The following is a 24,844-nucleotide window of genomic DNA, read 5'->3' as shown; positions in this document are numbered from 1 at the left end:
GATGACGAGAGGGATGCCATGACCACCGACACCGAGACCCGCACCGACGAGTCCTCCACCGTGCGTCGCCCGCACGGCTGGCTCTGGGCATCCCTGGCCGGCCTGGTGTCGGCCGCGGCCCTGCTGGCGGTCGCCGAGCTGTTCGCGGTCCTCGTCGCGCGGTCGGCGAGTCCGGTGCTCGCGGTCGGATCCGTCATCGTCGACATCGTGCCGCGACCGCTCAAGGAACTCGCGATCACCGTCTTCGGCGAATCGGACAAGATCGCCCTCCTCGTCGGCGTCGGCCTCGGAGCCGCGGTCGCGGCCGCGATCGCCGGCGTGCTGGAGTACCGGTTCCGCTTCGTCGGTGCGGTCATCCTCGGCATCGGCGGGGTCCTGGCCACCGCGGCGATCGTGACCCGCGCCGGAGCCGGCGCGCTCGCCTGGCTCCCCCCGGTGCTCGGCACCGTCGCGGGCGTCGTCCTGCTCCTGACCCTGGCCCGCCGTCTGCGCCGTTGGGTGGCCGCCGCTGCCGCCGACGAGACCACCGCGGCGGGCGTGAACCGGCGTGGGTTCTTCCTCGTGTCCGGCATCGCCGCCGCCACCGCGGTCGTCGTCGGCGTCGGCGCACGCGTCGTCAATGCCGCGACCGCCTCGGTCGCCGCTGCCCGAGATGCTCTGCGCCTCCCCACCGCGCGGACCACCGTCACCATTCCCGACGGTGCCTCGCTCGAGGTGCCCGGCCTCGCTCCGATCATCACGCCCAACGCCGACTTCTACCGCGTCGACACCGCCCTCACCGTCCCCAACGTCGACCCCTCGACGTGGCGGCTGAGCATCGACGGCATGGTCGACCAGCCGATCGAGCTGTCGTTCGACGACCTCGTCAACATGGGTCTCGACGAGTACGGCGTCACCCTCACCTGCGTCTCGAACGAGGTGGGCGGCGGTCTCGTCGGCAACGCCATCTGGACCGGCATCCCCATCCGCGACGTGCTGCGCATGGCCGCTCCGCAGGCCGATGCCGACATGGTGCTGTCCGAGAGCGTCGACGGGTACACGGCATCCACTCCCCTCTCGGCGCTCACCGACGACGGACTGGATGCCATCTTCGCGGTGGCCATGAACGGGGAACCGCTGCCATTCGAGCACGGCTTCCCGGTGCGCATGGTCGTCCCGGGGCTGTACGGCTACGTCTCGGCGACCAAATGGGTCACGAAGTTGACCGTTACGCGTTTCGATCAGGACGAGGCGTACTGGACCCCGCGCGGCTACTCGGCCGAGGCGCCGATCAAGATGTCCTCGCGCGTGGACACTCCCAAGATCGGTACGCCCGTCTCGGCGGGCCGCGTCCCGATCGCGGGAATGGCGTGGGCTCAGCCCGTGGGGATCGAGCGCGTCGAAGTGAGCATCGACGACGGCGACTGGCAGTCGGCGACGCTGTCGACGCCGATCAACGACCAGTCGTGGGTGCAGTGGATGGTGGACTGGGACGCGCAGCCGGGCTCGCACTACATCACGGTCCGTGCCGTCGACAAGCAGGGCAACGTGCAGATCCAGGAGCAGGCAGCGATCGCCCCGAACGGCAGCAGTGGCTGGCAGCGCACTCTCGTAACCGTCCGTTGAGGAGCGGGCATGTGCGCGGTGAACGCCCTCTGTCAAGCTCTGTTTCCGGCAACTGGGAGCAGACATGATCGACTCATGCCTTCAGCAAGCATCCCGATGCGCACCGGCACGCCCGAATGAGCGTCGTCCGGGACGACACGTCGTCGCCGACAGCCGATGAGTCCCTTGCCGACCACGCCCGACCGATCGCGAGCATGCGCCGCGTCCTGCCGCCGGATTGGGATGGGCAGGTCGATCAGTTCGCGATCGTGAAGCTCGACGGGGGCGGCGTCGTGCGCGGGTGGAACCTCGGTGCCGAGCTCATCAAGGGCTACACCGAGGACGAGATCGTGGGTCAGCACTTCTCCCGGTTCTATCGCGCGGAGGACCAGCGCCGCGGACTGCCCGATCAGCTGCTCGCCGCTGCCCAACGCGACGGGCACGTCGAGGACACGGGGTGGCGCGTCCGCAAGGACGGCGGCGAGTTCTGGGCCCGCGTGACGATCTCAGCCATCCGCAGCGACTCCGGTCAAGTACTCGGTTTCGTCAAGATCGTGCGCGACCTCACGAGCGAGAAGCAGGCCGCCGACGAGCAGGCCGCACTGCAGCGCACGTTCGCGCACGACCTGCTCTCGCCGGTGACCGCGCTGCGCGGATACATCGATCTGCTCGCCGACGAGCTCCCCGCCGATCACCGCCTCATCCGGCTGGCCGAAGAGGCCGGCGATCACCTGGTCGCCATGGCGCAAGCGCTCCTGACCGAGTCGAACTCCCCGGTCGAGCGCGGCCGCCGAGGCGTGACGCTCGACCTCGTCGTCCGCGGTGCGGTCGCGCTCGTCCTCCCGGGCGATGCCCCGGATCGCGCCGTCTACGGACGGATGGATGCCGTACCCGTGGTGGGCGACGTGCTCGGACTCCGTCGTGCAGTGGCGAACGTTCTCGAGAACGCGGCGAAGTACTCCGACGATGTCATCCGCATCCAGGTGTACGAGACCGACGAGGGCGCGACCGTGTCGGTGAGCGACCGGGGGCGCGGCATCCATCCGGACGACCTGGGGGCGGTGCTCGACGAGGGCAAGCGCGGGCGTCTCGCCGACCCGAGGGACGGCGGCAGCGGCATCGGACTGGCCAGTGTCCGCCAGATCGTGCAGAACCACGGCGGTACCGTGCGGATCTCCAGCGAACTCGGCGTCGGCACGACCGTGACGCTGACGATCCCCCGTGGCGACGGCGAGGTCAGTTGGACCGAGTGAGACGGGCTCCGGCCGCTTCGATCTCGACGAGCGCCGCGGCGCTGGAGTCCGGGTGGACCCCGGCGACCAGGTCGGTGAGCACGCGCACCGTGCGGCCAGACCCGAGCGCGTCGAGCGCCGACGCCCGGACGCAATAGTCGGTGGCGATGCCGACCACGTCGATGTCACGGATGCCGTGTTCGTCGAGGATGTCGTCGGCGGTGAGGCCGTCGTCGGTCACACCCTCGAACAGCGAATACGCGGGCTTTCCCTGCCCCTTCTTGAGGTGATGCGTGACGCGCCGGGTGTCGAAGACCTCGTCGTAGTCGGCACCGTACGTGCCGCCCACGCAGTGGACGGGCCACGTGTCGACGAAGTCCGGGTCGGTCGAGAAATGTCCGCCGTTGTCGTCGTCGCCGTGGTGCCAGTCGCGCGAGGCGACCACCACGGCGTAGTCGTCGGCGTGCGCATCGAGGTAGCGCGAGATGCGCTCGGCGACCTCGTCGCCGCCGACCACACCGAGCGCCCCGCGCTCGGTGAAGTCGTTCTGAACGTCGACGATGAACAGTGCCCGGCTCATGAGTCGAGCCTACGCGCGGCCGCGGGCCGGGCGGCATCCCTTCTCCACAGCTTCGACGGCCACCAGATCGCCGGCCCGATGTCGTACGCCAGCGCGGGCACGAGGAGGGAGCGGACCACGAAGGTGTCCAGCAGCACGCCGAAGGCGACGATGAACGCGATCTGGGCGAGGAAGAGGATCGGGATGACGCCGAGCGCGGCGAAGGTGGCCGCCAGGACCAACCCCGCCGACGTGATCACGCCGCCGGTCGCGACGAGTCCGCGCAGGATGCCCGACCTCGTGCCGTGGGCGAGGGACTCCTCGCGCACGCGCGACATGAGGAAGATGTTGTAGTCGACCCCGAGCGCGACGAGGAAGACGAACCCGTAGAGCGGCACGGACGGATCGGCGCCGGGGAAGTCGAAGACGCCGTCGAACACGAGCGCGCTCACGCCCAGCGCGGCACCGAACGAGACGATCACCGTGCCGATGAGCAGAAGCGGTGCCACGACCGATCGCAGGAGCGCCATCAGGATCAGCAGGATCACGACGAGCACGATCGGGATGATGAGCGTCCGGTCGCGGATCGAGGTGTCGATCGAATCGATGTCGGTGGCCGTGACCCCGCCCACCAGGGCCGTCCCCGCACCGACCCGGTCGGCGAGGTCGGTGCGGAGCTGACGCACGGCGTCGTCGGCCGCCGCGGAATCGGCGGTCGCGGAGAGTGTGGCCGCGAGCATGACCTGACCGTCCGACACGGTCGGTGCGGGGGCCGGCGTTCCGGGCGGGCCGAACGCGGCCGTCTGCAGCGATCCGTCGGCGGCGGTGACGGGCGCTTGGCCCCCGGGTGCGTCCGAGGCCAGCACGGCGACCGACTCGATACCGGATGCCGCGTCGAGCACCGCGACGGCGTCGGCCGCGGACCCCTCATCGACCAGCACGTAGACCGGGCTCCCCGAACCGCCGGGGAAGTGCTCGGCGAGTACCTGCTGGCCGTCGCGGGCCTCGGAGGCCCCGAGCACGAGATCGCTGGAGGGGACGCCGTCGGCGCGGAGCTGCGTGAGGCCCGCGCACGCGGCGAGCAGTACGACCGTGCACACGATCCAGACCGGCCGCGCGCGACGGGCGACGAGTCGCGCCTGCCGCGGCCACAGGCCCTTCACCGGCTGCGTGAGGTCGTCGGGCAGGGCACCGGCGCCGGGCTTCGGGAAGAACGGCCAGAACGCCGCGCGCCCGACCAGGGCGAGCAGCGCGGGCAAGAAGGTGAGGGCCGACAGAACCGCGAACGCGATGCCGATCGAGGCGATGGGTCCCAGCGCGCGGTTGTTCGCCAGGTCGGACAGCAACAGGCAAAGCAGCCCGGCGATCACGGTGCCGCCCGAGGCGAGGATCGGCTCCACCGCTCCGCGCCACGCCGTGACCGTGGCATCCCACCGTCGACGGCCCTCGCCGATCGCCTCGCGGAAACGCGCGGTGTAGAGAAGGGCGTAGTCGGTCGCGGCGCCGATGACCAGGATGAACAGGATGCCCTGCACCTGGCCGTTGAGCACCACGATCTGGGCGTAGGCCAGCCACCACACCGTCAGCAGCGCGACGCACAGCGCGAACACCGAGGTCAGCAGAACGAGGATCGGCAGCAGCGGCGAGCGGTAGACGACGATGAGGATGACGAACACCGCCGCCAGCGCGACGATGAGCAGAAGCCCGTCGATGCCGAGGAAGCCCTTGACCAGGTCGGCGGTGAAGCCTGCCGGTCCCGTGACCCAGGCGTCGACACCGGCGGGGGCATCGGCGGAGACGAGCTCGCGCACCTTCTCGACGACTTCGCGCACCTCGCCGGACGCGTCGATCGGCACGAAGATCTGCACCGCCTGGCCGTCGTCCGAGACCACGGGCGGGCTCGTCTCACCGCGGATGCCGTCGAGCGCGGCGATGTCGGCGGTGAGTGCCTGCAGGCCGGTGAGCTGCGTCTCGGAGAGCGCGGATCCGTCCGCCGCCTGGGCCACCACGATCGCGGGGATCGCGTCGGCGCCGACGAAGTCGGGGAGCCGTTCGCTCACCCGGGTAGCATCCGCCGACTGCGGGAGGAACGACGACTGGTCGTTGGTGGCGACCTGGTCGACCTTGCCGAAGTACGGTCCGCCGATCGACCCGCCCACGACCCAGATCAGCACGAGCAGGCTCGGGATGCCGATGCGGAGCCACCGCGACACCGGGGGCGAGGGGCGCGTCGCGCCGCGTCGAGAGTGCATCGTGGAGCGGGACACGGGTTCATCGGGCATATCGCTAGATTATCTAGCAATATGCCGGTTGCGCTACCTCAGCCTCGCGCGAACAAGAGCACGATCGACACGGCGAACGCCACGACCCCGAGACCGAGCACGCCGGTCGCCAGCAGAGCGACGAAGCGCACGAGAGGCGACGATCGCGTGAGGCGCATGCGATGCAGCGAGCCCCGCCGATAGAAGACGTCGGTCATGTCAGCGGTACCGACGCGTTCGTCGTCGTGGGGCGAGAGCGGAGCCTCGTTGACTCCCCCGTCCTCGTCGAACCACCGCACGGCGCGATGATCCCCGAGGTCTTCGACGACCGCGCGCACGGGCAGCCACGTGCCGTCGGCGACGTAGAGCAGCAGCGCCACGATCGCGAGCAGTGTGCCCGCGCCGAGGCCCACCCACGTGAAGAGTTCGATGACGACATCGACGACGTTCGACACGGGGGCTCCTGCGGGCGGGGCGGTGATCTCCGCGCCGAGGCGCGACGGGTGGTCCCCCAGCCTACCGGGCGGGCGGGCGCGGACCCGGCGCGATCACTGCGGGCGAGTGTGGCGCCGCGACGGCGCGGTGCCGCGGGAAACGCGAAAGGCCCGGGAGGACCCGGGCCTTTCGTTGTGCTGGAGCCGCCTAAGGGAATCGAACCCTTGACCTATTCATTACGAGTGAATCGCTCTGCCGTCTGAGCTAAGGCGGCGCGCTCCGCTGACGCGTGCACGATCAACGATCTTACATGCTCGGCGGGTCGCCTGACGAATCGGGGCCGGCGCTCAGTAGTCCCCGGTGGCGGAGCGGTCAGCGAGGATGTCGCGGCTGGACGACAGGCCCAGGCGGGTCGCGCCCGCGGCGATCATCTCTTCGGCCGCGGCACGGGTGCGGATGCCGCCGGATGCCTTGACCTCGGCGCGGTCGCCGACGGTGCGCTTCATCAGCGCGACGGCATGGACGCTCGCCCCGCCGGCGGGGTGGAAACCGGTGGAGGTCTTGACGAAGTCGGCACCGGCGGCGACGGCGGCCTCGCACACGGCGACGATCGCGTCGTCGGAGAGTGCTGCCGACTCGATGATGACCTTGAGCACGGTCGGAGCAGGGACCGCGGTGCGCACCGCGCGGATCTCGGCCTCGACGACTTCGTAACGGCCCTCGACGGCGGCACCGATGTCGATGACCATGTCGATCTCGTGGGCACCCTGCGCGACCGACAGGGCTGCTTCGGCGGCCTTGACCTCGGCGTGATGCTTGCCGCTGGGGAATCCGCACACGACGGCGATCTTGAGCCCCGCGGGCACCTCGACCGGGAGGAACGAGGGCGACAGGCACACGCTGTAAGTGCCCAGCTCGGCGGCGTCGGCGATGGTGCGCTCGACGTCGGCGCGAGTGGCCTCGGGCTTGAGCAGCGTGTGGTCGATGTAGGGGGCCAGATCGGCGGTGGTCATGGGTGCTCCTTCGGGCGGGGACGACGACAAGCCTACGTTCCGGGGACGCCGCAGTGCTCGGGGGTCGTCGGGCGACGCGAGCGGATGCGGCGACCGTGGCGCGGCGCGGAGAGGGTCAGCCGCAGCGCAATCCGTTCTCGGGGACGACGCCGTCGACGAGGTAGGCGTCCACGGCATCCGTGACGCACGCGTTGCCCTTGTTGTACCCGAGGTGTCCCTCGCCGACGTTGGTGACGAGGACGCCCTGTGCGAGCTGGGACGCGAGGCTCTGCGCTCCGTCGTACGGGGTCGCGGGGTCGCCGGTCGTTCCGACCACCACGATCGGCGGGGAGCCGGGCGCGGTGATCGGCTCGCGCGTGCCGGTGGGCGGAGCTGGCCAGGCGGCGCAGGGATCTCCTCCCCCGGCCCAGTAGGGGGCGACCACGGGGGCTTCGGCGTCGAGTTTCTGCTGCAACGCCGCGACGTCGGCATCCGTCCCCGCGTCGGGGTAGTCCATGCAGTTGTAGGCGACGAACGCCTCCATGGTGTTGCCGTCGTAACGATCGCCCGTGCGCCCGTTGTAGAAGTCGGCGAGCTGGAAGGCGACATCGGCGCTGCCGTCACGCACACCCGAGAGCGCCGAGCGCAAGTAAGGCCAACTGTCTTCGCTGTACAGCGCGGCGGTGATCGCCGTCATGAGCGAGTCGCCGCCGAGCCGCCGCCCGTCGGTGGCGGTGAGGGGACGCGCGTCGACGCGAGCCAGCATGGCCGCAAGGTCGGACATCGCGTCGTCGACGCTGCCGGCGAAAGCACATTCGTCGGTGCGGAGGCAGTCGGCCATGAACGCGCGGAGCGACTGTTCGAACCCGACCGCCTGCCGCAGCGAGGTGTCGGTACCCGAGACGCTGGGGTCGATCCCGCCGTCGAGCACCATGCGGCCGACGCGTTCGGGGAACAGCCCCGCGTAGGTCGCCCCGAGGAACGTGCCGTAGGAGTACCCGAGGTAGTTCAGCTTGGGGTCACCGAGCACCGCCCTGAGTACGTCCATGTCGCGAGCGGCGTTGTCGGTGGTGATGAAGGGCAGGATGCCGTCGCTGCGCTGCTGGCATGCCTGGGCGAAATCGGCGGCGCGCTTGTCGAGCGCGGCCTGTCGTTCGTCGCTCCCGCGGGCGCCCGGCGGGATATCGTACAGGTAGGCGTCGAGCTGCGGGGGGTCGTAACACGTCACGGCGGTGGACTCGCCGACTCCGCGCGGGTCGAAGCCGATGACGTCGTAGGCCTGGGCGAGTCTGTCGTCGACGAGGACCGACAACGCCTGCTTCATGAGTGAGACGCCCGCGGCGCCGGGACCGCCCGGGTTGGTGAGCAGCGACCCGATCGGTTCGCCCGAGGTCGCGCGGTGCCGCACGACGGCGAGGGCGAGTTCGCCCGCCCCCGGGTCGGCGTAGTCGCGGGGAACGGTGACGGTGGTGCAGTCGAGCCCGGTGCCGCACTCCTCCCAGTCGAGGGTCTGCCCGTAGTAGGCCAGCAGCTCGGCGGGGACGCCGTCGGTCTGGGGGGCGAGCGAGGCCCCACCGCCGGGAGCCATGGGCGGGATCTGGGCGTAGAGGCATCCGGACAGGGCGACGGCGAGCGCCGCCGCACCGGCCACCGCGGTGAGGAGCCGTCGACGCAGGCTCACGGCGCCGATCCGTTCGCCACGGTGATGAGCAGACTCTCGAGCGCCAGCACCGGGGCGGCGTTCTGTTCGAGGTTGCGGCGGGTGTCGGTGATCCGGTCGAGCACCCCGAGGGTGCGGGCCGGAGTCCATTCGGCGGCGAGCGAGCGCAGGTCGTCGATCCTCTCGGCGTTGACGAGGTCGCCCTCGCGTTCGTACTGCAGCATGACGACGTCGCGGAACAGTGACTGCAGGTCGGTGAGGACGCGGTCGATGCCGTCGCGGAGGCTGCGGGTGGCGCGGCGCTTCTGGTCGTCCTCGAGCGCGTTCAGCTGACCGCGCACGCTGGGGGGCACGGTCGCGCCTTCGGCGATGCCGAGGGTGCGCAGCAGCGAGCGGCGCTCTTCTTCGTCGCGGGTGGCGGTGAGGGCTTTGGCGTCGTCGGTGGCGAGGCGCACGATGTGACCGGCGACGTCGACCGCGTCGCTGATGCCGCGCACCGCCAGGACGGCGGAGAGCGTCTCGGCGCGGCGGGCGCGGGCGTCGTCGTCGGTGGCCAGGCGCTGGGCCATGCCGATGTGCCGCTGCGCGTGGCGCGCGGACTCTTCGGCGATGTCGGCGGCGACGCCGGTGCGGTCGACGATGAGCGAGGCCACGTCGGTGACCGAGGGCTCGCGGAGACGCAGGACCCGCACGCGCGAGCGGATCGTGGGCAGCAGATCGGCGTCGCTGGGGGCGCACAGCACCCACACCGTCTGCTCGGGCGGCTCTTCGAGGGCCTTGAGCAGCACGTTGGACGTGCGCTCGGCCATGCGGTCGGCATCTTCGACGACGATCACGCGGTGGCGGCCGAGCGACGGCGCGAAGGAGGCGCGCTCGACGAGCCGGCGCGCTTCGTCGATGCGGATCACGACCTGCTCGGTGCGCAGGGCGGTGAGATCGGGGTGGGTGCGGGCCAGCACCTGGCGTTGCGCAGCCTCGTCGCCGGGATCGGCGATGAGAGCTGCCGCGAAGGCGTACGCGAGCGTCGAGCGCCCCGATCCGGGAGGACCGGTGATGAGCCACGCGTGCGCGAGGGCGGCCGGGTCGGACGCCGCGGCACGGAGGGTCTCGACGGCGGCGGCCTGCCCCCACACGGCGTCCCACGGGAAGGGCGCGGCGTCGGTGCGAGAGGGCGAGTCCACGGCGGCCGGCATGGGTTCCACCCTAATCGGGGCCACCGACACCGCCGCTGTCGATCGGCTGGGCGTCCAGGAGCGAGCTGTCAGGAGAGACGGGATGCCACAGCCGCGCGCACCCGTTCGGCGAGGACGGGCGCGGGCTCGGTGGCATCCAGGACGAGGAAACGCTCGGGTTCGGCCGCGGCGAGGGCGAGGAACGCGGCGCGGACGCGCTCGTGGAACTCGGCCTTCTCGGCTTCGAGACGGTCGAACGGCTTGTCGGCGGCGTCCAGGCGGGTGCGCGCGGCGGCGGGATCCAGGTCGAGCAACACGGTGAGGTCGGGAAGCAGTCCGCCCGTGGCCCACAGCGACAGTTCGCGGATGTCGTCGGCGTCGAGGACGCGTCCGGCCCCCTGGTACGCCACCGACGAGTCGAGGTAGCGGTCCTGGATGACGACGTCGCCGCGGGCGATCGCGGGCTGCACGACGGTTTCGACGTGGTGGGCGCGGTCGGCGGCGTAGAGCAGGGCTTCGGCGCGCGGGGCGATGTGTCCGCGGTGGTGGAGCACGATGTCGCGGATGCGGACTCCGACGTCGGTTCCGCCGGGTTCGCGCGTGCGGACGATGCCGCGCCCCTGGTCGCGGAGCCACTGCTCGAGGAGCACGGCCTGGGTCGTCTTCCCCGCGCCGTCGCCGCCTTCGAACGTCAGGAACAGACCCGGTCCCCCGGCCGCCGCCGCCCGCGGGGCGTGCGGCGGGCGGGAGGGTTCGGTCGTCACGACTTCTTCGCCGGGGCCTTGCGCGTCGTCGTCGTCTTCTTCGCCGCGGTGCGCTTGGGTGCCGGACCCTTCGCACGCTTGTCGGCGATGAGCTCGACGGCCCGCTCGAACGTGATCGCCATCGCGTCCTCGCCGCGCGGGACAGTGGCGTTGGTCTCGCCGTCGGTGACGTACGGACCGAAGCGGCCGTCCTTGAGCTTGAGGGGCTTGCCGCTGACGGGGTCGGCGTCGAACTCCTTCAGCGCGCTCGAGGCGCGACGGGCACCGTACTTCGGCTCGGCGTACTTGGCGAGGGCCTCTTCGAGCGTGATGTCGAAGATCTGCTGCTCGGCGTCGAGCGACCGCGAGTCGGTGCCCTTCTTCAGGTACGGACCGAAGCGGCCGTTCTGCGCGGTGATCTCGGCACCGGACTCGGGGTCTGTCCCGACGACGCGCGGCAGCGAGAGCAGTTGCAGGGCGGTGTCGAGGTCGATCGTGTCGACCGACATCGAGTGGAAGAGCGACGCGGTGCGCGGCTTGGGCGCGGCCTCTTTCTTGGCGCCGCGCTTCTTGGGCGCCTCGACGACCTCGCCGGTGGCCTGGTCGACGTCTTCGGGCTCTTCGGCGTCGACCTCTTGCACGTACGGGCCGAAGCGGCCGTCCTTGACGACGACGAGCTTGCCGTTCTCGGGGTTCTCCCCCAGCACGCGGTCACCCGCGACGGGCGCCTCGATCAGCTCTTGCGCCTTCTCGGGGGTGAGCTCATCGGGGGCGAGGTCTTCGGGGATGTTGACGATGCGCGGCTTGGCGTCTTCAGCGGCGCCGGGCTCGGCGACCTCGAGGTACGGGCCGTACTTTCCGAAGCGCAGCGTGGCGGTGTCGGTGATGCGAGTCGAGTTGAGCTCGCGCGCGTCGATCTCGCCGAGGTTCTCGACGATGTGGCGGAGACCCACCTGCTTGTCGGAACCGAAGTAGAAGGCCTTGAGCCACTCGGTGCGGCGCTGCTCGCCGCGGGCGATGGCGTCGAGGTCGTCTTCGAGAGCCGCGGTGAAGTCGTAGTCCACGAGGTCGGCGAAGTGCTGTTCGAGCAGACGCACGACGCTGAAGGCGAGCCAGCTGGGCACGAGGGCCTGACCGCGCTTCGTGACGTAGCCGCGGTCGAGGATCACGCCGATGATGCTGGCGAAGGTCGACGGGCGGCCGATGCCCTTCTCTTCGAGCGCCTTGACCAGGCTCGCCTCGGTGTAGCGGGGCTTCGGCGAGGTGCTGTGGCCCTTGGGCTCGACGTCGCTGATGGCGAGTTCGTCGCCGACGGCGACGGCCGGGAGCGACTGGTCGGCGTCGTCGTCGTTACGCTTCTCGTCGTTGCCTTCTTCGTACGCCTCGAGGAAGCCCTTGAAGGTGTAGACGGTGCCCGACGCGGTGAACTCGGCCTGCTTCTCGCCCGCCTGGACGGCGAGGGTGACGGTCGTCGTCTCGTACTTGGCATCCGACATCTGGCTGGCGACGGTGCGCTTCCAGATGAGGTCGTAGAGCTTCTGCTCGTCGCGGTCGAGCGACGAGGCGAGCGACGCGGGCGTGCGGAAGTGCTCACCCGAGGGGCGGATGGCCTCGTGCGCCTCTTGCGCATTCTTGGACTTGCTCTTGTAGACGCGGGGGTTGGCGGGCACGGCCTTGTCGCCGTAGAGCGCCACCGCCTGCTCGCGCGCGGCCTTGACGGCCTGCGTCGAGAGCGCGGTGGAGTCGGTACGCATATAGGTGATGAAGCCCTTCTCGTAGAGACGCTGCGCGACGCCCATGGCGTGCTTGGCGCTCATCGAGAGCTTGCGTCCGGCCTCCTGCTGGAGCGTGGAGGTGGTGAAGGGTGCGCGGGGGCTGCGGGTGCCGGGCTTGGACTCGACCTTGGCGACGGTGGCCTTGGCCGCAGCGACGATGTCGGCGGCGAGCGCGCGAGCCTCGGCCTCGTCGAGCACGACGACGGCCTTCTTGAGCTTTCCGTTGTCGTCGTAGTCGCCACCGCGGGCGAGCGGGGCGCCGTCGAGGCGGTTGAGCCGCGTGGTGAACGAGGAGCCGGACTTGGATGCCCGGGCCTCGACGTCCCAGTACGAGGCCGAGACGAACGCCATGCGCTCGCGCTCGCGCTCGACGACCATACGGGTGGCGGCGGACTGCACGCGGCCGGCGCTGAGCGCGGTGCCCTCGCGGCCGGAGCCGACCTTTCGCCAGAGCACGGGCGATACGTCCCACCCGTAGAGGCGGTCGAGGACGCGGCGGGTCTCCTGGGCATCGACGAGGGACTCGTCGAGGTCGCGCGTGTGGTTGACGGCATCCTGGATGGCGTCCTTGGTGATCTCGTGGAATACCATGCGGCGCACGGGCACCTTGGGCTTGAGGACTTCGCGCAGGTGCCACGCGATGGCTTCGCCTTCGCGGTCACCATCAGTGGCGAGTAGGACTTCGTCGGCGGACTTCAGGGCTCGCTTGAGCTCGGCGACCGTCTTGGTCTTGCGGTCGTTGACGACGTAGTACGGGTCGAAGTCGTTCTCGACGTCGATGGAGTACTTGCCGTATGCCGCCTTCTTGTCGGCGGGGATCTCCTTCTTGGAGGCGAGGTCGCGGATGTGCCCGACCGAGCTGAGCACTTCGTAACCGTCGCCGAGGTATCCCTGGATCGACTTCATCTTCGTCGGGGACTCGACGATGACGAGCTTCTTGCCGTTAGCCACTGGGGTCCTTTCTTCGTTGCACACCATACACACGCCTTCCTGGTCGGGATCCGGGAGGTCGTACGCGGTCGAGACATCGGGTGGTCCGGCCCGCGAGCGTGCAGCGAACGGAATTCCACCGTACGCGGTGCCGACGCTCACCGTGGCGACCAGGCCGCGCACATCGCATTCGTTCAGCTCGACACCGCCCGCGGTCGCCACCGTCGCGGCCGCTTCGCACGGCACCCCGGGCACGGCTCCGCTGACGGTGTCGGCGGCGGCGAGGGCGGCGGCATCCGCGATCCCCGCCAAGCGCTGGGACTGGGCTGCGGCCCCGGCGACGGCGGCCAACCCCAGGGCGACGATCGCCACGGCCGAGACCACCCCGACCGCCGACACGGTTCCCGGCATCACCCGCCCCCATCGAGGGAGCACGAGCGTGCGGTGAGCGGGGCGAGCGGGAGAGGGACCGGAGCCGCGGCCGAGGCCACGACACACACGAGGCGGTCTCTTCGTTCGACGGCGACCGCTGCGCCGAGACCCTCGACCACCGCACGGGCGCGGTCGTCATCGCCGCGTCCGAACAGGCGCGCCGACTCGGCGGCGGCGTGCTGCAAGCGCACCGCCGTCGCCCCCGCGGCGAGCGCCCCGCAACCGAGGGCCAGCACGAGGACGATCGCCGGGAGGGCCACGGCGAACTCCGCCGTGACCGCTCCCCGGTCGTCGAGAAGGGCCCGTTTCACTGCACCGTGAGGGCGCGGCGGACGAGGTCGGTCAGGATGCCGCGCACCTCGTCGCTGCGCATGATGACCACCAGGAGCCCGGCGAAGGCGACAGCCGCCATCGTCGCGATGGCGTACTCGGCGGTGGCGGCGCCGCGATCGTCGAGAAACAGGGCCGTCGCGCGACGCGAAGTCAGCGCCGGCAGCGCGGGGATCGGGAGAGGGGGTCGGCTGGATCGGAGCGGGAGGGGGAACATCGATACCTCTTTCTCTGTGGGGGGCGAGGGCGGTGGGCACGGGTCGGGAAAGGCGCGTCCGGTCAGAACGGCACGGTGGTGGTCCGGACGATGCCGAGGACGGCGGGAACGACGGCAAGGAGGACGAACGCAGGGAGTGTGCACACGCCGAGCGGCACGAGAAGGCGTGTCGACAGCCGCGCCGCGCTCTCGCGCCCTCGAGTACGGGCCCGCTGCCGCGCGAGCCACGCCTCGCCGCGGAGCAGTTCGACGGCGGGGGCTCCCGCGCGGACGGAGAGGCCGAGAACCGCGTCGATCGCGGCTTCCGAGCCGGCATCGCGCTCGCGGCTCCCCGCCGCCACGATCGCACGCGCGCGTTCGATCGACGCGCCGGAGGACAACGCGACGGCGAGGAGCTCGGCATCCCATCCCGGGATCGCCTCGGGTGGCGCGGCGCGGCGCGCGAGCCGCCCGGCCCACGCGTGCGACAGGCCGACGAGCACGAGGCCCGCGACCACGCAGAATCCGCCCACTGGCTCACGCAGCACGCGGAGGGGATCCAGGCCGAGGGCATATCCGAGCGGCAGCCCCAGGAGCGGAAGCCAGGTCAGGAGTCGGGCCGTGGCGGCGGGTTCGGCGAGGGCGACACGGACTTCGGCCTTCACCTCGGTCGCATCCCGCAGGGCCGCGACCGCGGAGCGGAGTGTGTCGGCGAGCGGTGCGCCCACCTCCACCGCGACTGCCCACACCGCCGCGATCTCGGGCCACGTCGCCCCACCCGCGTGCAGAACGACGGCCACGTCACCGCCCGTCTCGGCCGCGAGCGCCGCTCGAGTGAGCAGCGGCTCTCCGTCCCGGGCGACGTGCCGCCACGCGACTCCGGCGGTGACCCCCGCCGAGAGGAGGACGGCGAGTCTCATGGAGGTCTCGATCACTTCGGCGTCGGCGGTGGAACGGGGTCGCGCCCTCATGGGAGCTGCTCCACGTCGATCGCGAGCCGGTCGCCACGCAGGATCGGGCGACCGATCCCGGCGACCTGGCGGCGGCCATGGATGCGCTCGACGTGCACGATGGCGTGGAGCGCGCTCACCGCCTGGCGCGCAAGGGTCGTGGCGTCCATCCCGGCCAGCGCCCCCAACGCCTCCAGACGGGCCGGAACCTCGGCGAGCCCGCGCGCGTGCAGGGTTCCGGCCCCACCGTCGTGGCCGGTGTTCAGCGCGAGGAGGAGTTCGCGGATCTCGGGCCCCCGACATTCCCCGAGCACGAGCCGATCCGGTCGCATGCGCAGGGCTTCGCGCACGAGACGCCCCAGATCGATTCCGCCGGCACCCTCGAGATTGGCTTGTCGCGCCTCGAGAGCGACATGGTGGGGGTGCTGCGGACGCAGCTCGGCCACCTCTTCGATCGTGACGATGCGCTGCGAGAGAGGAACACGGGAGAGCAGCGCAGAGAGAAGGGTTGTCTTGCCCGAGCCGGTCGCGCCCGTGAGGAGCAGGTTCGACCGCGCGTCGACGAGTTCGTCCAGTCGACGGCGGATCGAGCCCGGGAACATCCCCGCACGCTGCAGCTCATCGAGGTCGGGCGCGTCCCACCGCGGCACGCGGATCGAGATGGCGGTCCCGCGTGCGGCGATCGGCGCGAGCGCTGCGTGCACCCGCACCCCCCGTTCCAGCCGCACGTCCACGCACGGTGAGGCGTCGTCGAGGTGGCGACCGCCGAGCGCGATGAGCCGCACGGCGAGGCGCCGTACCTCGCCCTCGCCGGCACGCCAACCCACCACACGTTCCGCGCCTTCGCCGCGGTCGACGAAGAGCCCGTCCTCGCCGTTGACGAACAGATCGGTGACGTCGGGATCGTCGAGAAAGGGGCGCAGGAAGGCGAGCGCGAGGTCCGCCGACGCGAAGGGAATCGCCGCGGGCACCGCATGCCGCGGAGTCGGGGATGTCGGCAACGAGAACAGGCGGGAGGAGGTCACGTCGAAGACGGTACGAAAGTCGTCGACTGCGGCGCGGCGCCGAAACGCGAATCCGTGGACCGTCCCGCAGATCGAGGCCCTGGGGAGAAGGAGCGATCGACGTCGATCGCCTCTCTGTCCGGACGTGGCGGCCCGCCGGAGAAAAAGAAGAGGCGGCATCCCGTCAATGGGGGGCGAGGGATGCCGCCACGCGCCGGGGAAAAATTGGGGGGCTCCCCCCGACGCGCTGCCGGAACGAAGTCCAAGCGGAAACCAGCGTACGACCCGAAAGACGCCACACCAACTCGAACCGCTCGATAGGCGAGCGATATATCAGGTGTTTCGCTCGAGGCGGATCCCAACTATCGGAGGTGGCCGGGCCTCGCGGGCCCGGATAGCGTGACCGTGGCGCGAGGACGCGCCGTGCCTCGACCGCGAAGGAGCGCCAGATGAGCAGCCAGATCGATCATCTTCTCAACGAGACCCGCCGTTTCGCCCCGTCGGCGGAGTTCGCCGCGAACGCCGTCGCAGACGCGAGTCTGTACGAGCGTGCGGCCGCCGATCGCGAGGGGTTCTGGGCCGATCAAGCCCGCGAACTGCACTGGCACACGCCCTTCACCCAGGTGCTCGACTGGTCGAACCCGCCGTTCGCCGAGTGGTTCGCCGACGGCGAGCTGAACGTCGCCTACAACTGCCTCGACCGCCACGTCGAGGCCGGCAACGGCGACCGCATCGCCCTGCGCTGGGAGGGCGAGCCCGGCGACCAGCGCAACGTCACGTACGCCGAGCTCACCGACGAGGTGAAGCGCCTCGCCAACGTGCTGCAGGACCTCGGCATCGAGCGCGGCGACCGCGTCGCGATCTACCTACCGATGATCCCCGAGGCGATCGCCTCGATGCTTGCCGTCGCCCGCATCGGTGCCGTGCATTCCGTCGTGTTCGGCGGATTCTCGGCCGACAGCCTGCGCTCCCGCATCGACGACGCCGGCGCCAAGCTCGTCATCACCGCCGACGGCGGGTGGCGCAAGGGCAAGGTCTCTCCCCTCAAGCCCGCGGTCGACCAAGCCCTGGCGGACCGCAACGGGTCCGGCATCCAAGAGACCGTCGAGCACGTGCTCGTGGTCAAGCGCGGCGAGAACGACGTCGAGTGGAGCGACGATCGCGACATCTGGTACCACGACGTCGTGCCGCAGGCGTCGGGTGAGCACGAGGCCGAGGCGTTCCCCGCCGAGAACCCGCTGTTCATCCTGTACACCTCGGGCACCACGGGAAAGCCGAAGGGCATCCTGCACACCTCGGGCGGATACCTCACGCAGGCGGCGTTCACCAACCGGGTCGTCCACGACGTCCACCCCGAGACCGACGTGTACTGGTGCACCGCCGACATCGGCTGGATCACCGGCCACACCTACGTCACGTACGGCCCGCTCGCCAACGGTGCGACGCAGCTCCTTTACGAAGGAACCCCCGACACCCCGCACCCGGGCCGGTGGTGGGAGCTCATCCAGAACCACGGCGTGACCGTCTTCTACACCGCGCCCACCGCGATCCGCTCGTTCATGAAGATCGGTCGCGACGTGCCGCAGAGCTTCGACCTGTCGTCGCTGCGTCTGCTCGGATCGGTCGGCGAACCCATCAACCCCGAGGCATGGATCTGGTACCGCGACATCATCGGCGGCGACCGCGCCCCGATCGTCGACACATGGTGGCAGACCGAGACCGGCGGCATCATGATCTCGGCGCTCCCCGGCGTCACCGAGACCAAGCCCGGCTCCGCGCAAGTGCCGCTCCCCGGCATCTCGATCGACGTCGTCGACGATGCCGGCGAGCACGTCGGTCACGGCAACGGCGGACTGCTCGTCGTCACCGAACCCTGGCCGTCGATGCTGCGCGGCATCTGGGGCGATCCCGACCGTTTCGTCGAGACGTACTGGCAGAAGTTCGCCGACCAGGGCTACTACTTCGCCGGTGACGGCGCCCGCCTCGACGACGACGGTGACGTCTGGCTGCTCGGCCGCGTCGACGACGTCATGAACGTCTCTGGCCACCGCCTCTCCACCGCCGAGATCGAATCGGCTCTCGTCGGACACGAGGGCGTCGCCGAGGCCGCAGTGGTCGGAGCGTCGGACGAGACCACCGGCCAGGCGGTCGTGGCCTTCGTCATCATCAAGAGCCGCTACCTGAAGAAGAACGGCGTCGACGGCCTCGGCGACGAACTGCGCAAGTGGGTCGGCGAGCAGATCGGCCCGATCGCCCGCCCCCGCGACGTCTACATCGTGGGCGAACTGCCCAAGACGCGGTCGGGCAAGATCATGCGCCGCCTCCTGCGCGACGTTGCCGAGGGCCGCGAGGTCGGCGACACGACGACGCTCGCGGATACCGCCGTGATGAGCGTCATCAGCGCCCAGGTGAAGTGAGGCGCGCCAGTGGCGGATGCCGACCACATCGGCATCCGCCGCTCTCCGGCGCACGCTAGCCTGGGGCAACCCCCGGAGGAACGAGACGATCATGACCAAGTCCACGCCCGCCCGCCCCGCCGTTCTTCGCACGATCGCCGTCGCCACGGTCATCGCAGGTCTCGTCGTCGGGACCCCGGCGATCGCGCAGGCCGCCTCGGCGACGCCGTCTCCCGCCGCGTCGACCGCCTCAACCTCCGTCGCACAGCCCGAGGTCGAGGCGACGGATGACGAGGACGCGACGCTCCTCCCTTCCGCGACGAGGATCTTCGAGCTTGCCGTCGGAAACGGCACCGTGTCCGGCACGCTGCGGCTGCTGAGTGACATCTCCCCCGAGTGGTACCCCGGACCATTCGCCGACGTCGACTCCGTCGAGGTCACGGTCGTGTCCGCCGACGGCGAGACCACACGCACGGACACCCTCGGCAAGGTCGGCCCGTTCTCGTTCAGCGGCTTGCCGTCGGGTCTCTACAGCGTGACCGCGACGACGATCGCCGCCTCCGGCTCATCCACCACCGGAGAAACCGCGTCGGCCGTCGTGCCGACCGCGCCCATCCCCGCGAGTGTGAGCCTCTTCACGTACACGGACACGTTCGCGATCGTTCAGGTGAGCGGCGGTGCGGTGCTCCCGGAGAATCTCCCCAGCGGCACGATGACCGGAGAGATCGATTACGACTTCACCCTCACCGGGGGCGACGAGACGTGGACCCAGACGGGCTCGATAGTCGCCAGCGGCGCTGGCGGCAAGTCGAGCTATCGGTTCTCCGAGCTCACCCCGGCGACCACCTACCAGCTTGTCGTGACCGTGACGAACGCGGTGGGCACGAGCGAACCGACCTTCCTGTCCTTCACGACGGAAGCCGGCCCGCGGGAGCCCCGCGCACCGGGCGAGGGGCAACTCACCGACGACACACGGAACAACCTCAGCCTCCTCGCCGTCCCTCAACCCGGCGGACTCGCCGCGATCCAGGTTCCTGCGGCCCCCATCAAAATGCAGGCCTGGCTGTACCCCGGTGCCGTCCCGCTCGGTGAGGTCTCCTCCGACGAGGCCGCTCGGGTGTGGGTCAGGCTCCCTGCCGATCTCGCCCCGGGGCAGTACCGGCTCGCGATCACGGGTCCCGCCCCGGCCGACGGTCTCATCGGCTGGGTGGATCTGCCCGTCGAGGCCGCGGCGGGCACGGACCCGGTGCCTACGGCGACGCCGACTCCGACGTCCACGCCGACGGTCTCCGGAGCGTCCTCGCTCGCGCAAAGCGGCACCGAGACGCCCGTCGGCGCTCTCGTGGTCGGTGGCCTTCTGGCATCCGCGGGTGTCGCGATCCTCGGACTCCGCCGACGCCGCGCCTGATCACAACGCGGCGCGCGCCGGCGCCGCGCCTGACCACGACACGGCGCGCGCCGGCGCCCCCTGTCGACCGCGGATCAGCCCGCCGCCGACCAGATCGCGGCGAGCGCGCCGTGCAACTCCTCTATCGTCACGTCGGACTCCTGGGCGAGTTCGACCAGGTCGCGCAGGCGCACCACCACCGGGCCGGGCAAGGGCGACGCCCCCTCCGCGACGCGCGTGCCGCCGCCCGTCCGTGTCTCGACGAGGCCATCCTTCTCGAGCTGCTTGAACGCCCGGGCCGCCGTTCCCGGGGCGACGCCGAAGTCCGCCGCAGTCTGACGCACCGTGGGCAGCCGCTCCCCGCGTCCGAGATAGCCCCCGGCGATGAGCCCGCGCAGCCGCTCGTAGATGGCGGAGGACGTGGCGCCCCCGTCCGGAGGGGTCATCACGTCGACACCCCCGCGCGCAGCGGCATCGCCTCCGGCCGCACGACCGCCGTCGCCCCTGCGGCGACGGACAGCAGGACGACGTTGCCCGCGAGCAGGAGCGCCCATCCCACCCACCGGAGAAACGGGGCGAAGACCGAATAGCCGGGTGTCCAGGAGAACTCCCCCACCCCGGGGATGCCGACGCCGCCCGAACTGGAACCGACCGCCCCCACGATGAAGAGCGCGCCCCCGAGCGCGAGCGCGACCGCACCGGCGCTGACGGCGAGGACGGAGTCGGCCGCGACACGTCGTTCGCGGCGTTCCCGCGCGACCGTGCTCGGGCCGAGGAAGGCCGGCGCGGCGATCCGGGAGAGCAGGATCACGGTCACCGCCACCAGTGCGGCGAGCCCCACGAGCACCGGGATGCCGAACGTCCAGCCGTAGAACGTCGCCCATCCCGCGTCTCCGAAGTCCACCCGGACGAATCGGCCCCGCTCATCGGGAAGGGAGACGCCGCCGCACACGAGCGTCACCACGATCAGGACGAGGGTGATCGCCGTCCCCGTCCACAGCAGCCCGCGGCTGGGGAATGTCCACCACGCCCGCCGGACGCCGACCATCGTCGGAGTTCCCGTCCGCCGCACACCGCGCCCGCGCAGGAGGGTGGCGACGCCGAGGCCCCCTGCTGCGACGGCGACAGGGAGCGCGAACGTCCACCATGCGTCCTCGAGGCCCACGGAGGCGATGCCCCGGACCACGAGGTCGACGCCCCACGCCACGACGACGGCCGCCGCCGCGAGGCGGAGAACCGGCGCGACGCTCCGCCCCTGAGCGCGCGCCAGGTGCCGTGTCCGCCGAGAGAGAAGCAGGATGCCGACCACCGCCGCAACCGCGACCACGGCGGTCCCGATCGGTTCAGCGAACGCCCACGTCGAGCGTTCGAGCACTTTGTCCCACATCGGCGAACTCCCCCACTTGGATCGGAAACATAGAACAAGTTTGTACCACACAAGTGAAACAAGTGAGGGTGCGAGATCGCACGTCCAGCCGCGAACGAGCACCCGTTGTATACCGAAACGCCACTCCTGCGCGATCTCTGTCGCGAACATCACTCTTGTGTATACACTGAGGAGAGCGACGGGGAGGAGGGATGCCATGCGCGCCAGTGACCGCGCCTACTCCGCGCTCCTCGAAGAGATCCAGACCGGAGCCCTCGCCCCCGGCACCGTCCTCGGCGAGGTCGAGCAGTCCGCCCGCCTCGGCGTGAGTCGCACTCCCCTGCGCACCGCCCTCGCCCGTCTCGTCGCCGACGGACTCGTCGCCCAGGCCTCACCGCGCGTCACGGTCGTCACGCACGTCGACGGCGACGACATCCGCGCACTCTTCGTCGTGCGGCGCGCGCTCGAAGAGACCGCGGCGCGGCTTGCTGCCGCGTCGGAACGCGCGCCCGAGTTCGCTGCTCTCGCCCAGGCCTTCGGCACGGCACGCCTCGACGGAGAGGCGGCCCGCGATGCCTACTACGGCCTCATCGCCGGCTTCGACGCCGCGCTCGACGAGGCCGCCGCGAACGAGTACCTCACCTCGGCGCTCCGCACCGTCCGCACCCACCTCGTGCGCGTCCGCCGCCTCGCCCGCTATCAGCCCGAACGGCTGGCCGCCTCGGTGTCGGAGCACCGGCTCATCGCCGCGGCGATCGCCGCCGGCGACGCCGACCTCGCCGCTCACGCGACCCACGTCCACCTGCACAACGCACTGACGAGCATCCTCGAGTCCCTCGACGACGCCGCCCCCGCCCGAAAGGTCCCCGCATGACGATCACCCACCACCTCCGTGTCCACCGCAGCGACGAGAACCTCGCGCGCGAGGGGCAGCTGGCGTGGGCTCTCGCGCGCCTCGCGGTCGACCCCGTGGGCGTCGACGACGACGTGGTCGACATGATCATCAACCGCGTCATCGACAACGCCGCCGTCGCCGCTGCCTCGCTCACCCGCCGGCCGGTGAGCGCCGCACGCCAGCAGGCGCTCGACCACGCCGTCTCGATCGGCGGCGTCGGATCCACCGTCTTCGGCTGCACGCTGGAGCGCCGCTCCAGCCCCGAGTGGGCCGCCTGGGCCAACGGCGTCGCGGTCCGCGAGCTCGACTACCACGACACCTTCCTCGCCGCGGAATACTCGCACCCGGGCGACAACATCCCGCCGGTGGTCGCGGTCGCCCAGCACACCGGACGCGACGGCGCGGCGGTCGTCCGCGCCCTCGCGACGGCCTACGAGGTGCAGATCGACCTCGTCCGCGCGATCTCGCTGCACACGCACAAGATCGACCACGTCGCGCACCTCGGCCCCTCCGCCGCCGCGGGCATCGGCACCCTGCTCGACCTCGACCAGGAGACGATCTACCAGGCGATCGGCCAGGCCCTGCACACCACCACCGCCACGCGTCAGTCCCGCAAGGGCGAGATCTCGACGTGGAAGGCGCACGCCCCCGCCTTCGCCGGGAAGATGGCGGTCGAGGCCGTCGACCGTGCGATGCGCGGCGAGACCAGCCCCTCCCCCATTTACGAAGGGGAGGACGGGGTCATCGCCTGGATGCTGGGCGGACCGGATGCCACCTACGACGTGCCGCTGCCCGCCGAGGGCGAGTCCAAGCGCGCCATCCTCGACAGCTACACCAAGGAGCACTCGGCCGAGTACCAGGCGCAAGCGTGGATCGACCTCGCCCGGCGCCTCGGCACGGAGCGTCCCGAGCTTCGCGACCCCGCGAACGTGGCATCCGTCGTGCTGCACACCAGCCACCACACCCACTACGTGATCGGTTCGGGATCGGGCGACCCGCAGAAGTACGACCCCACCGCCTCACGCGAGACGCTCGACCACTCGATCCCCTACATCTTCGCCGTGGCCCTGCAGGACGGCGCGTGGCACCACGTCGACTCGTACACCCCCGAGCGTGCGGGCCGTGAGGACACCGTCGCCCTGTGGCACAAGATCACGACGGCCGAGGATGCCGAGTGGACGCGCCGCTACCACTCCGAGGATCCGAACGAGAAGGCCTTCGGCGGCCGCGTGGTCATCACTCTCACCGACGGCACGGTGGTCGAGGACGAGATCGCCGTCGCCGACGCCCACCCGCTCGGCGCCCGGCCCTTCGCGCGCGAGGACTACGTGCGCAAATTCCGGCTACTGGCCGAGCCGGTGCTCGCCCCCGAAGAGATCGAGCGCTTCCTCGACCTCGCGCAGCGCCTGCCCGAGCTCACCCCCGACGAGGTGCTGCAGCTCTCGATCGTCGCGAAGCCGGGCGTCCTGGCACTCGCGCCGGCTCCGAAGGGTCTGTTCTGATGCGCCGGTCCGGACCCGCGACGTGCATAACTCCTGACATTCGTGCGCTCGGCGACGCTGGGCCCGCGCGTTTCCGCGGTGCCCGGCCCAGCGCGGCACCGTTCTTCAGGAGTTGTGCACATCGGACGGAGGAGAGCTGATGCTGTACTCCCAGACCACCCCGGCGCAGAAGCGTCGCGCGCTGCGCGAGAAGCTGGCATCCGGAGAGCTCGTCCGGATGCCAGGGGCCTTCAACCCCCTCTCCGCACGGCTCATCGAGCGGAAAGGCTTCGACGGCGTCTACATCTCGGGCGCGGTGATCTCGGCCGACCTCGGCCTGCCCGACATCGGCCTCACGACGCTGACGGAGGTCGCCGGCCGCGGTCAGCAGATCGCGCGGATGACGGAACTCCCGGCGATCATCGACGCCGACACCGGCTTCGGTGAACCGATGAACGTCGCCCGCACGATCCAGACGCTCGAAGACGCCGGGCTCGCGGGCACCCACATCGAGGACCAGGTCAACCCGAAGCGCTGCGGACACCTGGACGGCAAGAGCGTCGTGGATGCCGACACCGCGATCAAGCGCATCCGCGCGGCCGTGGACGCCCGCCGCGACCCGGACTTCCTCGTCATCGCGCGCACCGACGTGCGTGCCGTGGAGGGCCTGGATGCCGCGATCGACCGCGCGAAGGCCCTCGTCGACGCCGGCGCGGACGCGGTGTTCCCCGAGGCGATGCGCGACCTCGGCGAGTTCGCCGCGATGCGCGCCGCGATCGACGTGCCGATCCTGGCCAACATGACCGAGTTCGGGAAGTCCGACCTCTTCTCCACCGACCAGCTGCGCGACGTCGGGGTGAACATGGTCATCTGGCCGGTGTCCCTGCTGCGCCTCGCGATGGGGGCCGCCGGACGCGGCCTCGACGCGCTGGCATCCGAAGGACACTTGCGCGAGAAACTCGGCGAGATGCAGCACCGCGCCGACCTGTACGACCTCATCGATTACGAGCAGTATTCGCGGTTCGACGCGAACGTGTTCGATTTCACCGTCACGAAGGAGTGAG

The 24,844-nt window shown here is 70.7% G+C and carries 21 protein-coding genes and 1 tRNA gene; 7 read left to right on the top strand and 15 right to left on the bottom strand.

Annotated elements, in window-relative coordinates; all coding sequences use genetic code 11:
- The first annotated feature begins 18 nt into the window (after positions 1-18).
- A complete protein-coding gene (locus AC3E6M_RS05535) occupies positions 19-1,605 on the top strand; it encodes a molybdopterin-dependent oxidoreductase (RefSeq protein WP_490529291.1) in 1,587 nt (528 codons plus the stop codon).
- Positions 1,606-1,721: 116 nt separating this feature from the next.
- The gene (locus AC3E6M_RS05530; RefSeq protein WP_490529290.1) at positions 1,722-2,837 is read left to right on the top strand and encodes a sensor histidine kinase; all 1,116 of its coding nucleotides are present in this window, start codon (positions 1,722-1,724) and stop codon (positions 2,835-2,837) included.
- Here AC3E6M_RS05530 and AC3E6M_RS05525 read toward each other — a convergent pair.
- The 13 genes from AC3E6M_RS05525 to AC3E6M_RS05465 all read right to left on the bottom strand — a co-directional run bounded on the left by AC3E6M_RS05525 (position 2,821) and on the right by AC3E6M_RS05465 (position 16,276).
- Complete coding sequence (locus AC3E6M_RS05525) at positions 2,821-3,396, bottom strand: isochorismatase family protein (RefSeq protein WP_138176353.1); 576 nt, start codon at positions 3,394-3,396, stop codon at positions 2,821-2,823. The genes AC3E6M_RS05530 and AC3E6M_RS05525 overlap by 17 nt on opposite strands.
- Positions 3,393-5,657 carry an MMPL family transporter gene (locus AC3E6M_RS05520; RefSeq protein WP_490529288.1) on the bottom strand — a complete coding sequence of 755 codons (2,265 nt, stop codon included), beginning with the start codon at positions 5,655-5,657 and terminating at the stop codon, positions 3,393-3,395. Before AC3E6M_RS05520 ends, AC3E6M_RS05525 begins: the two co-directional genes overlap by 4 nt.
- 38 nt (positions 5,658-5,695) lie before the next feature.
- Positions 5,696-6,091: a hypothetical protein gene (locus tag AC3E6M_RS05515; RefSeq protein ID WP_138176355.1), complete on the bottom strand. Its 396-nt coding sequence runs from the start codon at positions 6,089-6,091 to the stop codon at positions 5,696-5,698.
- A 178-nt stretch (positions 6,092-6,269) separates the two neighbouring features.
- Positions 6,270-6,345, bottom strand: a tRNA-Thr gene (locus AC3E6M_RS05510).
- A 73-nt stretch (positions 6,346-6,418) separates the two neighbouring features.
- Entirely contained in the window at positions 6,419-7,084 is a 666-nt protein-coding gene (gene deoC / locus AC3E6M_RS05505; protein WP_230009945.1) for a deoxyribose-phosphate aldolase, read from the bottom strand.
- Positions 7,085-7,199: 115 nt separating this feature from the next.
- Entirely contained in the window at positions 7,200-8,744 is a 1,545-nt protein-coding gene (locus AC3E6M_RS05500) for an alpha/beta hydrolase (RefSeq protein WP_490529287.1), read from the bottom strand.
- Complete coding sequence (locus AC3E6M_RS05495; protein ID WP_490529286.1) at positions 8,741-9,916, bottom strand: DNA polymerase III subunit delta'; 1,176 nt, start codon at positions 9,914-9,916, stop codon at positions 8,741-8,743. Before AC3E6M_RS05495 ends, AC3E6M_RS05500 begins: the two co-directional genes overlap by 4 nt.
- A 68-nt stretch (positions 9,917-9,984) precedes the next feature.
- Positions 9,985-10,659, bottom strand: coding sequence for a dTMP kinase (gene tmk, locus AC3E6M_RS05490; RefSeq protein ID WP_138177948.1), 675 nt, complete (start codon positions 10,657-10,659; stop codon positions 9,985-9,987).
- A complete protein-coding gene (gene topA / locus AC3E6M_RS05485) occupies positions 10,656-13,754 on the bottom strand; it encodes a type I DNA topoisomerase (RefSeq protein WP_490529285.1) in 3,099 nt (1,032 codons plus the stop codon). The genes tmk and topA overlap by 4 nt, the downstream gene beginning before the upstream one ends.
- Entirely contained in the window at positions 13,754-14,086 is a 333-nt protein-coding gene (locus AC3E6M_RS05480) for a TadE family type IV pilus minor pilin (protein WP_171024394.1), read from the bottom strand. The genes topA and AC3E6M_RS05480 overlap by 1 nt, the downstream gene beginning before the upstream one ends.
- Complete coding sequence (locus tag AC3E6M_RS05475; RefSeq protein WP_394529718.1) at positions 14,083-14,322, bottom strand: DUF4244 domain-containing protein; 240 nt, start codon at positions 14,320-14,322, stop codon at positions 14,083-14,085. The genes AC3E6M_RS05480 and AC3E6M_RS05475 overlap by 4 nt, the downstream gene beginning before the upstream one ends.
- Positions 14,323-14,384: 62 nt before the next feature.
- The gene (locus AC3E6M_RS05470) at positions 14,385-15,272 is read right to left on the bottom strand and encodes a type II secretion system F family protein (protein WP_490529284.1); all 888 of its coding nucleotides are present in this window, start codon (positions 15,270-15,272) and stop codon (positions 14,385-14,387) included.
- Entirely contained in the window at positions 15,269-16,276 is a 1,008-nt protein-coding gene (locus AC3E6M_RS05465; RefSeq protein WP_490529283.1) for a TadA family conjugal transfer-associated ATPase, read from the bottom strand. The genes AC3E6M_RS05470 and AC3E6M_RS05465 overlap by 4 nt, the downstream gene beginning before the upstream one ends.
- A gap of 428 nt (positions 16,277-16,704) precedes the next feature.
- Between AC3E6M_RS05465 and acs the strand changes: the two genes are divergently transcribed.
- Positions 16,705-18,672 (top strand): acetate--CoA ligase, encoded by a 1,968-nt coding sequence (gene acs / locus AC3E6M_RS05460; RefSeq protein WP_490529282.1) that lies wholly within the window; start codon positions 16,705-16,707, stop codon positions 18,670-18,672.
- Between the two features lie 91 nt (positions 18,673-18,763).
- Positions 18,764-20,059, top strand: coding sequence for a fibronectin type III domain-containing protein (locus AC3E6M_RS05455; protein ID WP_490529281.1), 1,296 nt, complete (start codon positions 18,764-18,766; stop codon positions 20,057-20,059).
- Between the two features lie 74 nt (positions 20,060-20,133).
- Here the strand turns inward: AC3E6M_RS05455 and AC3E6M_RS05450 are convergent, their stop codons facing one another.
- Positions 20,134-20,484: a GntR family transcriptional regulator gene (locus tag AC3E6M_RS05450; RefSeq protein WP_138176458.1), complete on the bottom strand. Its 351-nt coding sequence runs from the start codon at positions 20,482-20,484 to the stop codon at positions 20,134-20,136.
- On the bottom strand, positions 20,484-21,425 hold the full coding sequence (locus AC3E6M_RS05445) for a hypothetical protein (protein ID WP_490529280.1): 942 nt from the start codon (positions 21,423-21,425) through the stop codon (positions 20,484-20,486). Before AC3E6M_RS05445 ends, AC3E6M_RS05450 begins: the two co-directional genes overlap by 1 nt.
- Positions 21,426-21,621: 196 nt before the next feature.
- Between AC3E6M_RS05445 and AC3E6M_RS05440 the strand changes: the two genes are divergently transcribed.
- From AC3E6M_RS05440 to prpB, 3 genes are all read left to right on the top strand, one after another.
- Positions 21,622-22,278 carry a GntR family transcriptional regulator gene (locus tag AC3E6M_RS05440; RefSeq protein ID WP_490529279.1) on the top strand — a complete coding sequence of 219 codons (657 nt, stop codon included), beginning with the start codon at positions 21,622-21,624 and terminating at the stop codon, positions 22,276-22,278.
- Complete coding sequence (locus tag AC3E6M_RS05435; protein ID WP_138176444.1) at positions 22,275-23,801, top strand: MmgE/PrpD family protein; 1,527 nt, start codon at positions 22,275-22,277, stop codon at positions 23,799-23,801. The genes AC3E6M_RS05440 and AC3E6M_RS05435 overlap by 4 nt, the downstream gene beginning before the upstream one ends.
- Positions 23,802-23,940: 139 nt before the next feature.
- On the top strand, positions 23,941-24,843 hold the full coding sequence (gene prpB, locus AC3E6M_RS05430) for a methylisocitrate lyase (RefSeq protein ID WP_138176442.1): 903 nt from the start codon (positions 23,941-23,943) through the stop codon (positions 24,841-24,843).
- Position 24,844 lies beyond the last annotated feature (1 nt).

The sequence above is a fragment of the Microbacterium sp. SCPM-O-B-15248 (M128) genome (assembly GCF_058214835.1).
The sequence above is the reverse complement of the archived record's forward strand: the minus strand, read 5'-3'. Positions and strand labels throughout refer to the sequence as shown.

Coding starts and splice junctions, on each gene's coding strand:
- AC3E6M_RS05535 (WP_490529291.1), top strand. CDS start 19: ATGACCACCGACACCGAGACCCGCACCGACGAGTCCTCCACCGTGCGT.
- AC3E6M_RS05530 (WP_490529290.1), top strand. CDS start 1,722: ATGAGCGTCGTCCGGGACGACACGTCGTCGCCGACAGCCGATGAGTCC.
- AC3E6M_RS05525 (WP_138176353.1), bottom strand. CDS start 3,396: ATGAGCCGGGCACTGTTCATCGTCGACGTTCAGAACGACTTCACCGAG.
- AC3E6M_RS05520 (WP_490529288.1), bottom strand. CDS start 5,657: ATGCCCGATGAACCCGTGTCCCGCTCCACGATGCACTCTCGACGCGGC.
- deoC (WP_230009945.1), bottom strand. CDS start 7,084: ATGACCACCGCCGATCTGGCCCCCTACATCGACCACACGCTGCTCAAG.
- AC3E6M_RS05495 (WP_490529286.1), bottom strand. CDS start 9,916: ATGCCGGCCGCCGTGGACTCGCCCTCTCGCACCGACGCCGCGCCCTTC.
- topA (WP_490529285.1), bottom strand. CDS start 13,754: ATGCCGGGAACCGTGTCGGCGGTCGGGGTGGTCTCGGCCGTGGCGATC.
- AC3E6M_RS05475 (WP_394529718.1), bottom strand. CDS start 14,322: ATGTTCCCCCTCCCGCTCCGATCCAGCCGACCCCCTCTCCCGATCCCC.
- AC3E6M_RS05470 (WP_490529284.1), bottom strand. CDS start 15,272: ATGAGGGCGCGACCCCGTTCCACCGCCGACGCCGAAGTGATCGAGACC.
- acs (WP_490529282.1), top strand. CDS start 16,705: ATGAGCAGCCAGATCGATCATCTTCTCAACGAGACCCGCCGTTTCGCC.
- AC3E6M_RS05455 (WP_490529281.1), top strand. CDS start 18,764: ATGACCAAGTCCACGCCCGCCCGCCCCGCCGTTCTTCGCACGATCGCC.
- AC3E6M_RS05450 (WP_138176458.1), bottom strand. CDS start 20,484: ATGACCCCTCCGGACGGGGGCGCCACGTCCTCCGCCATCTACGAGCGG.
- AC3E6M_RS05445 (WP_490529280.1), bottom strand. CDS start 21,425: ATGTGGGACAAAGTGCTCGAACGCTCGACGTGGGCGTTCGCTGAACCG.
- AC3E6M_RS05440 (WP_490529279.1), top strand. CDS start 21,622: ATGCGCGCCAGTGACCGCGCCTACTCCGCGCTCCTCGAAGAGATCCAG.
- AC3E6M_RS05435 (WP_138176444.1), top strand. CDS start 22,275: ATGACGATCACCCACCACCTCCGTGTCCACCGCAGCGACGAGAACCTC.
- prpB (WP_138176442.1), top strand. CDS start 23,941: ATGCTGTACTCCCAGACCACCCCGGCGCAGAAGCGTCGCGCGCTGCGC.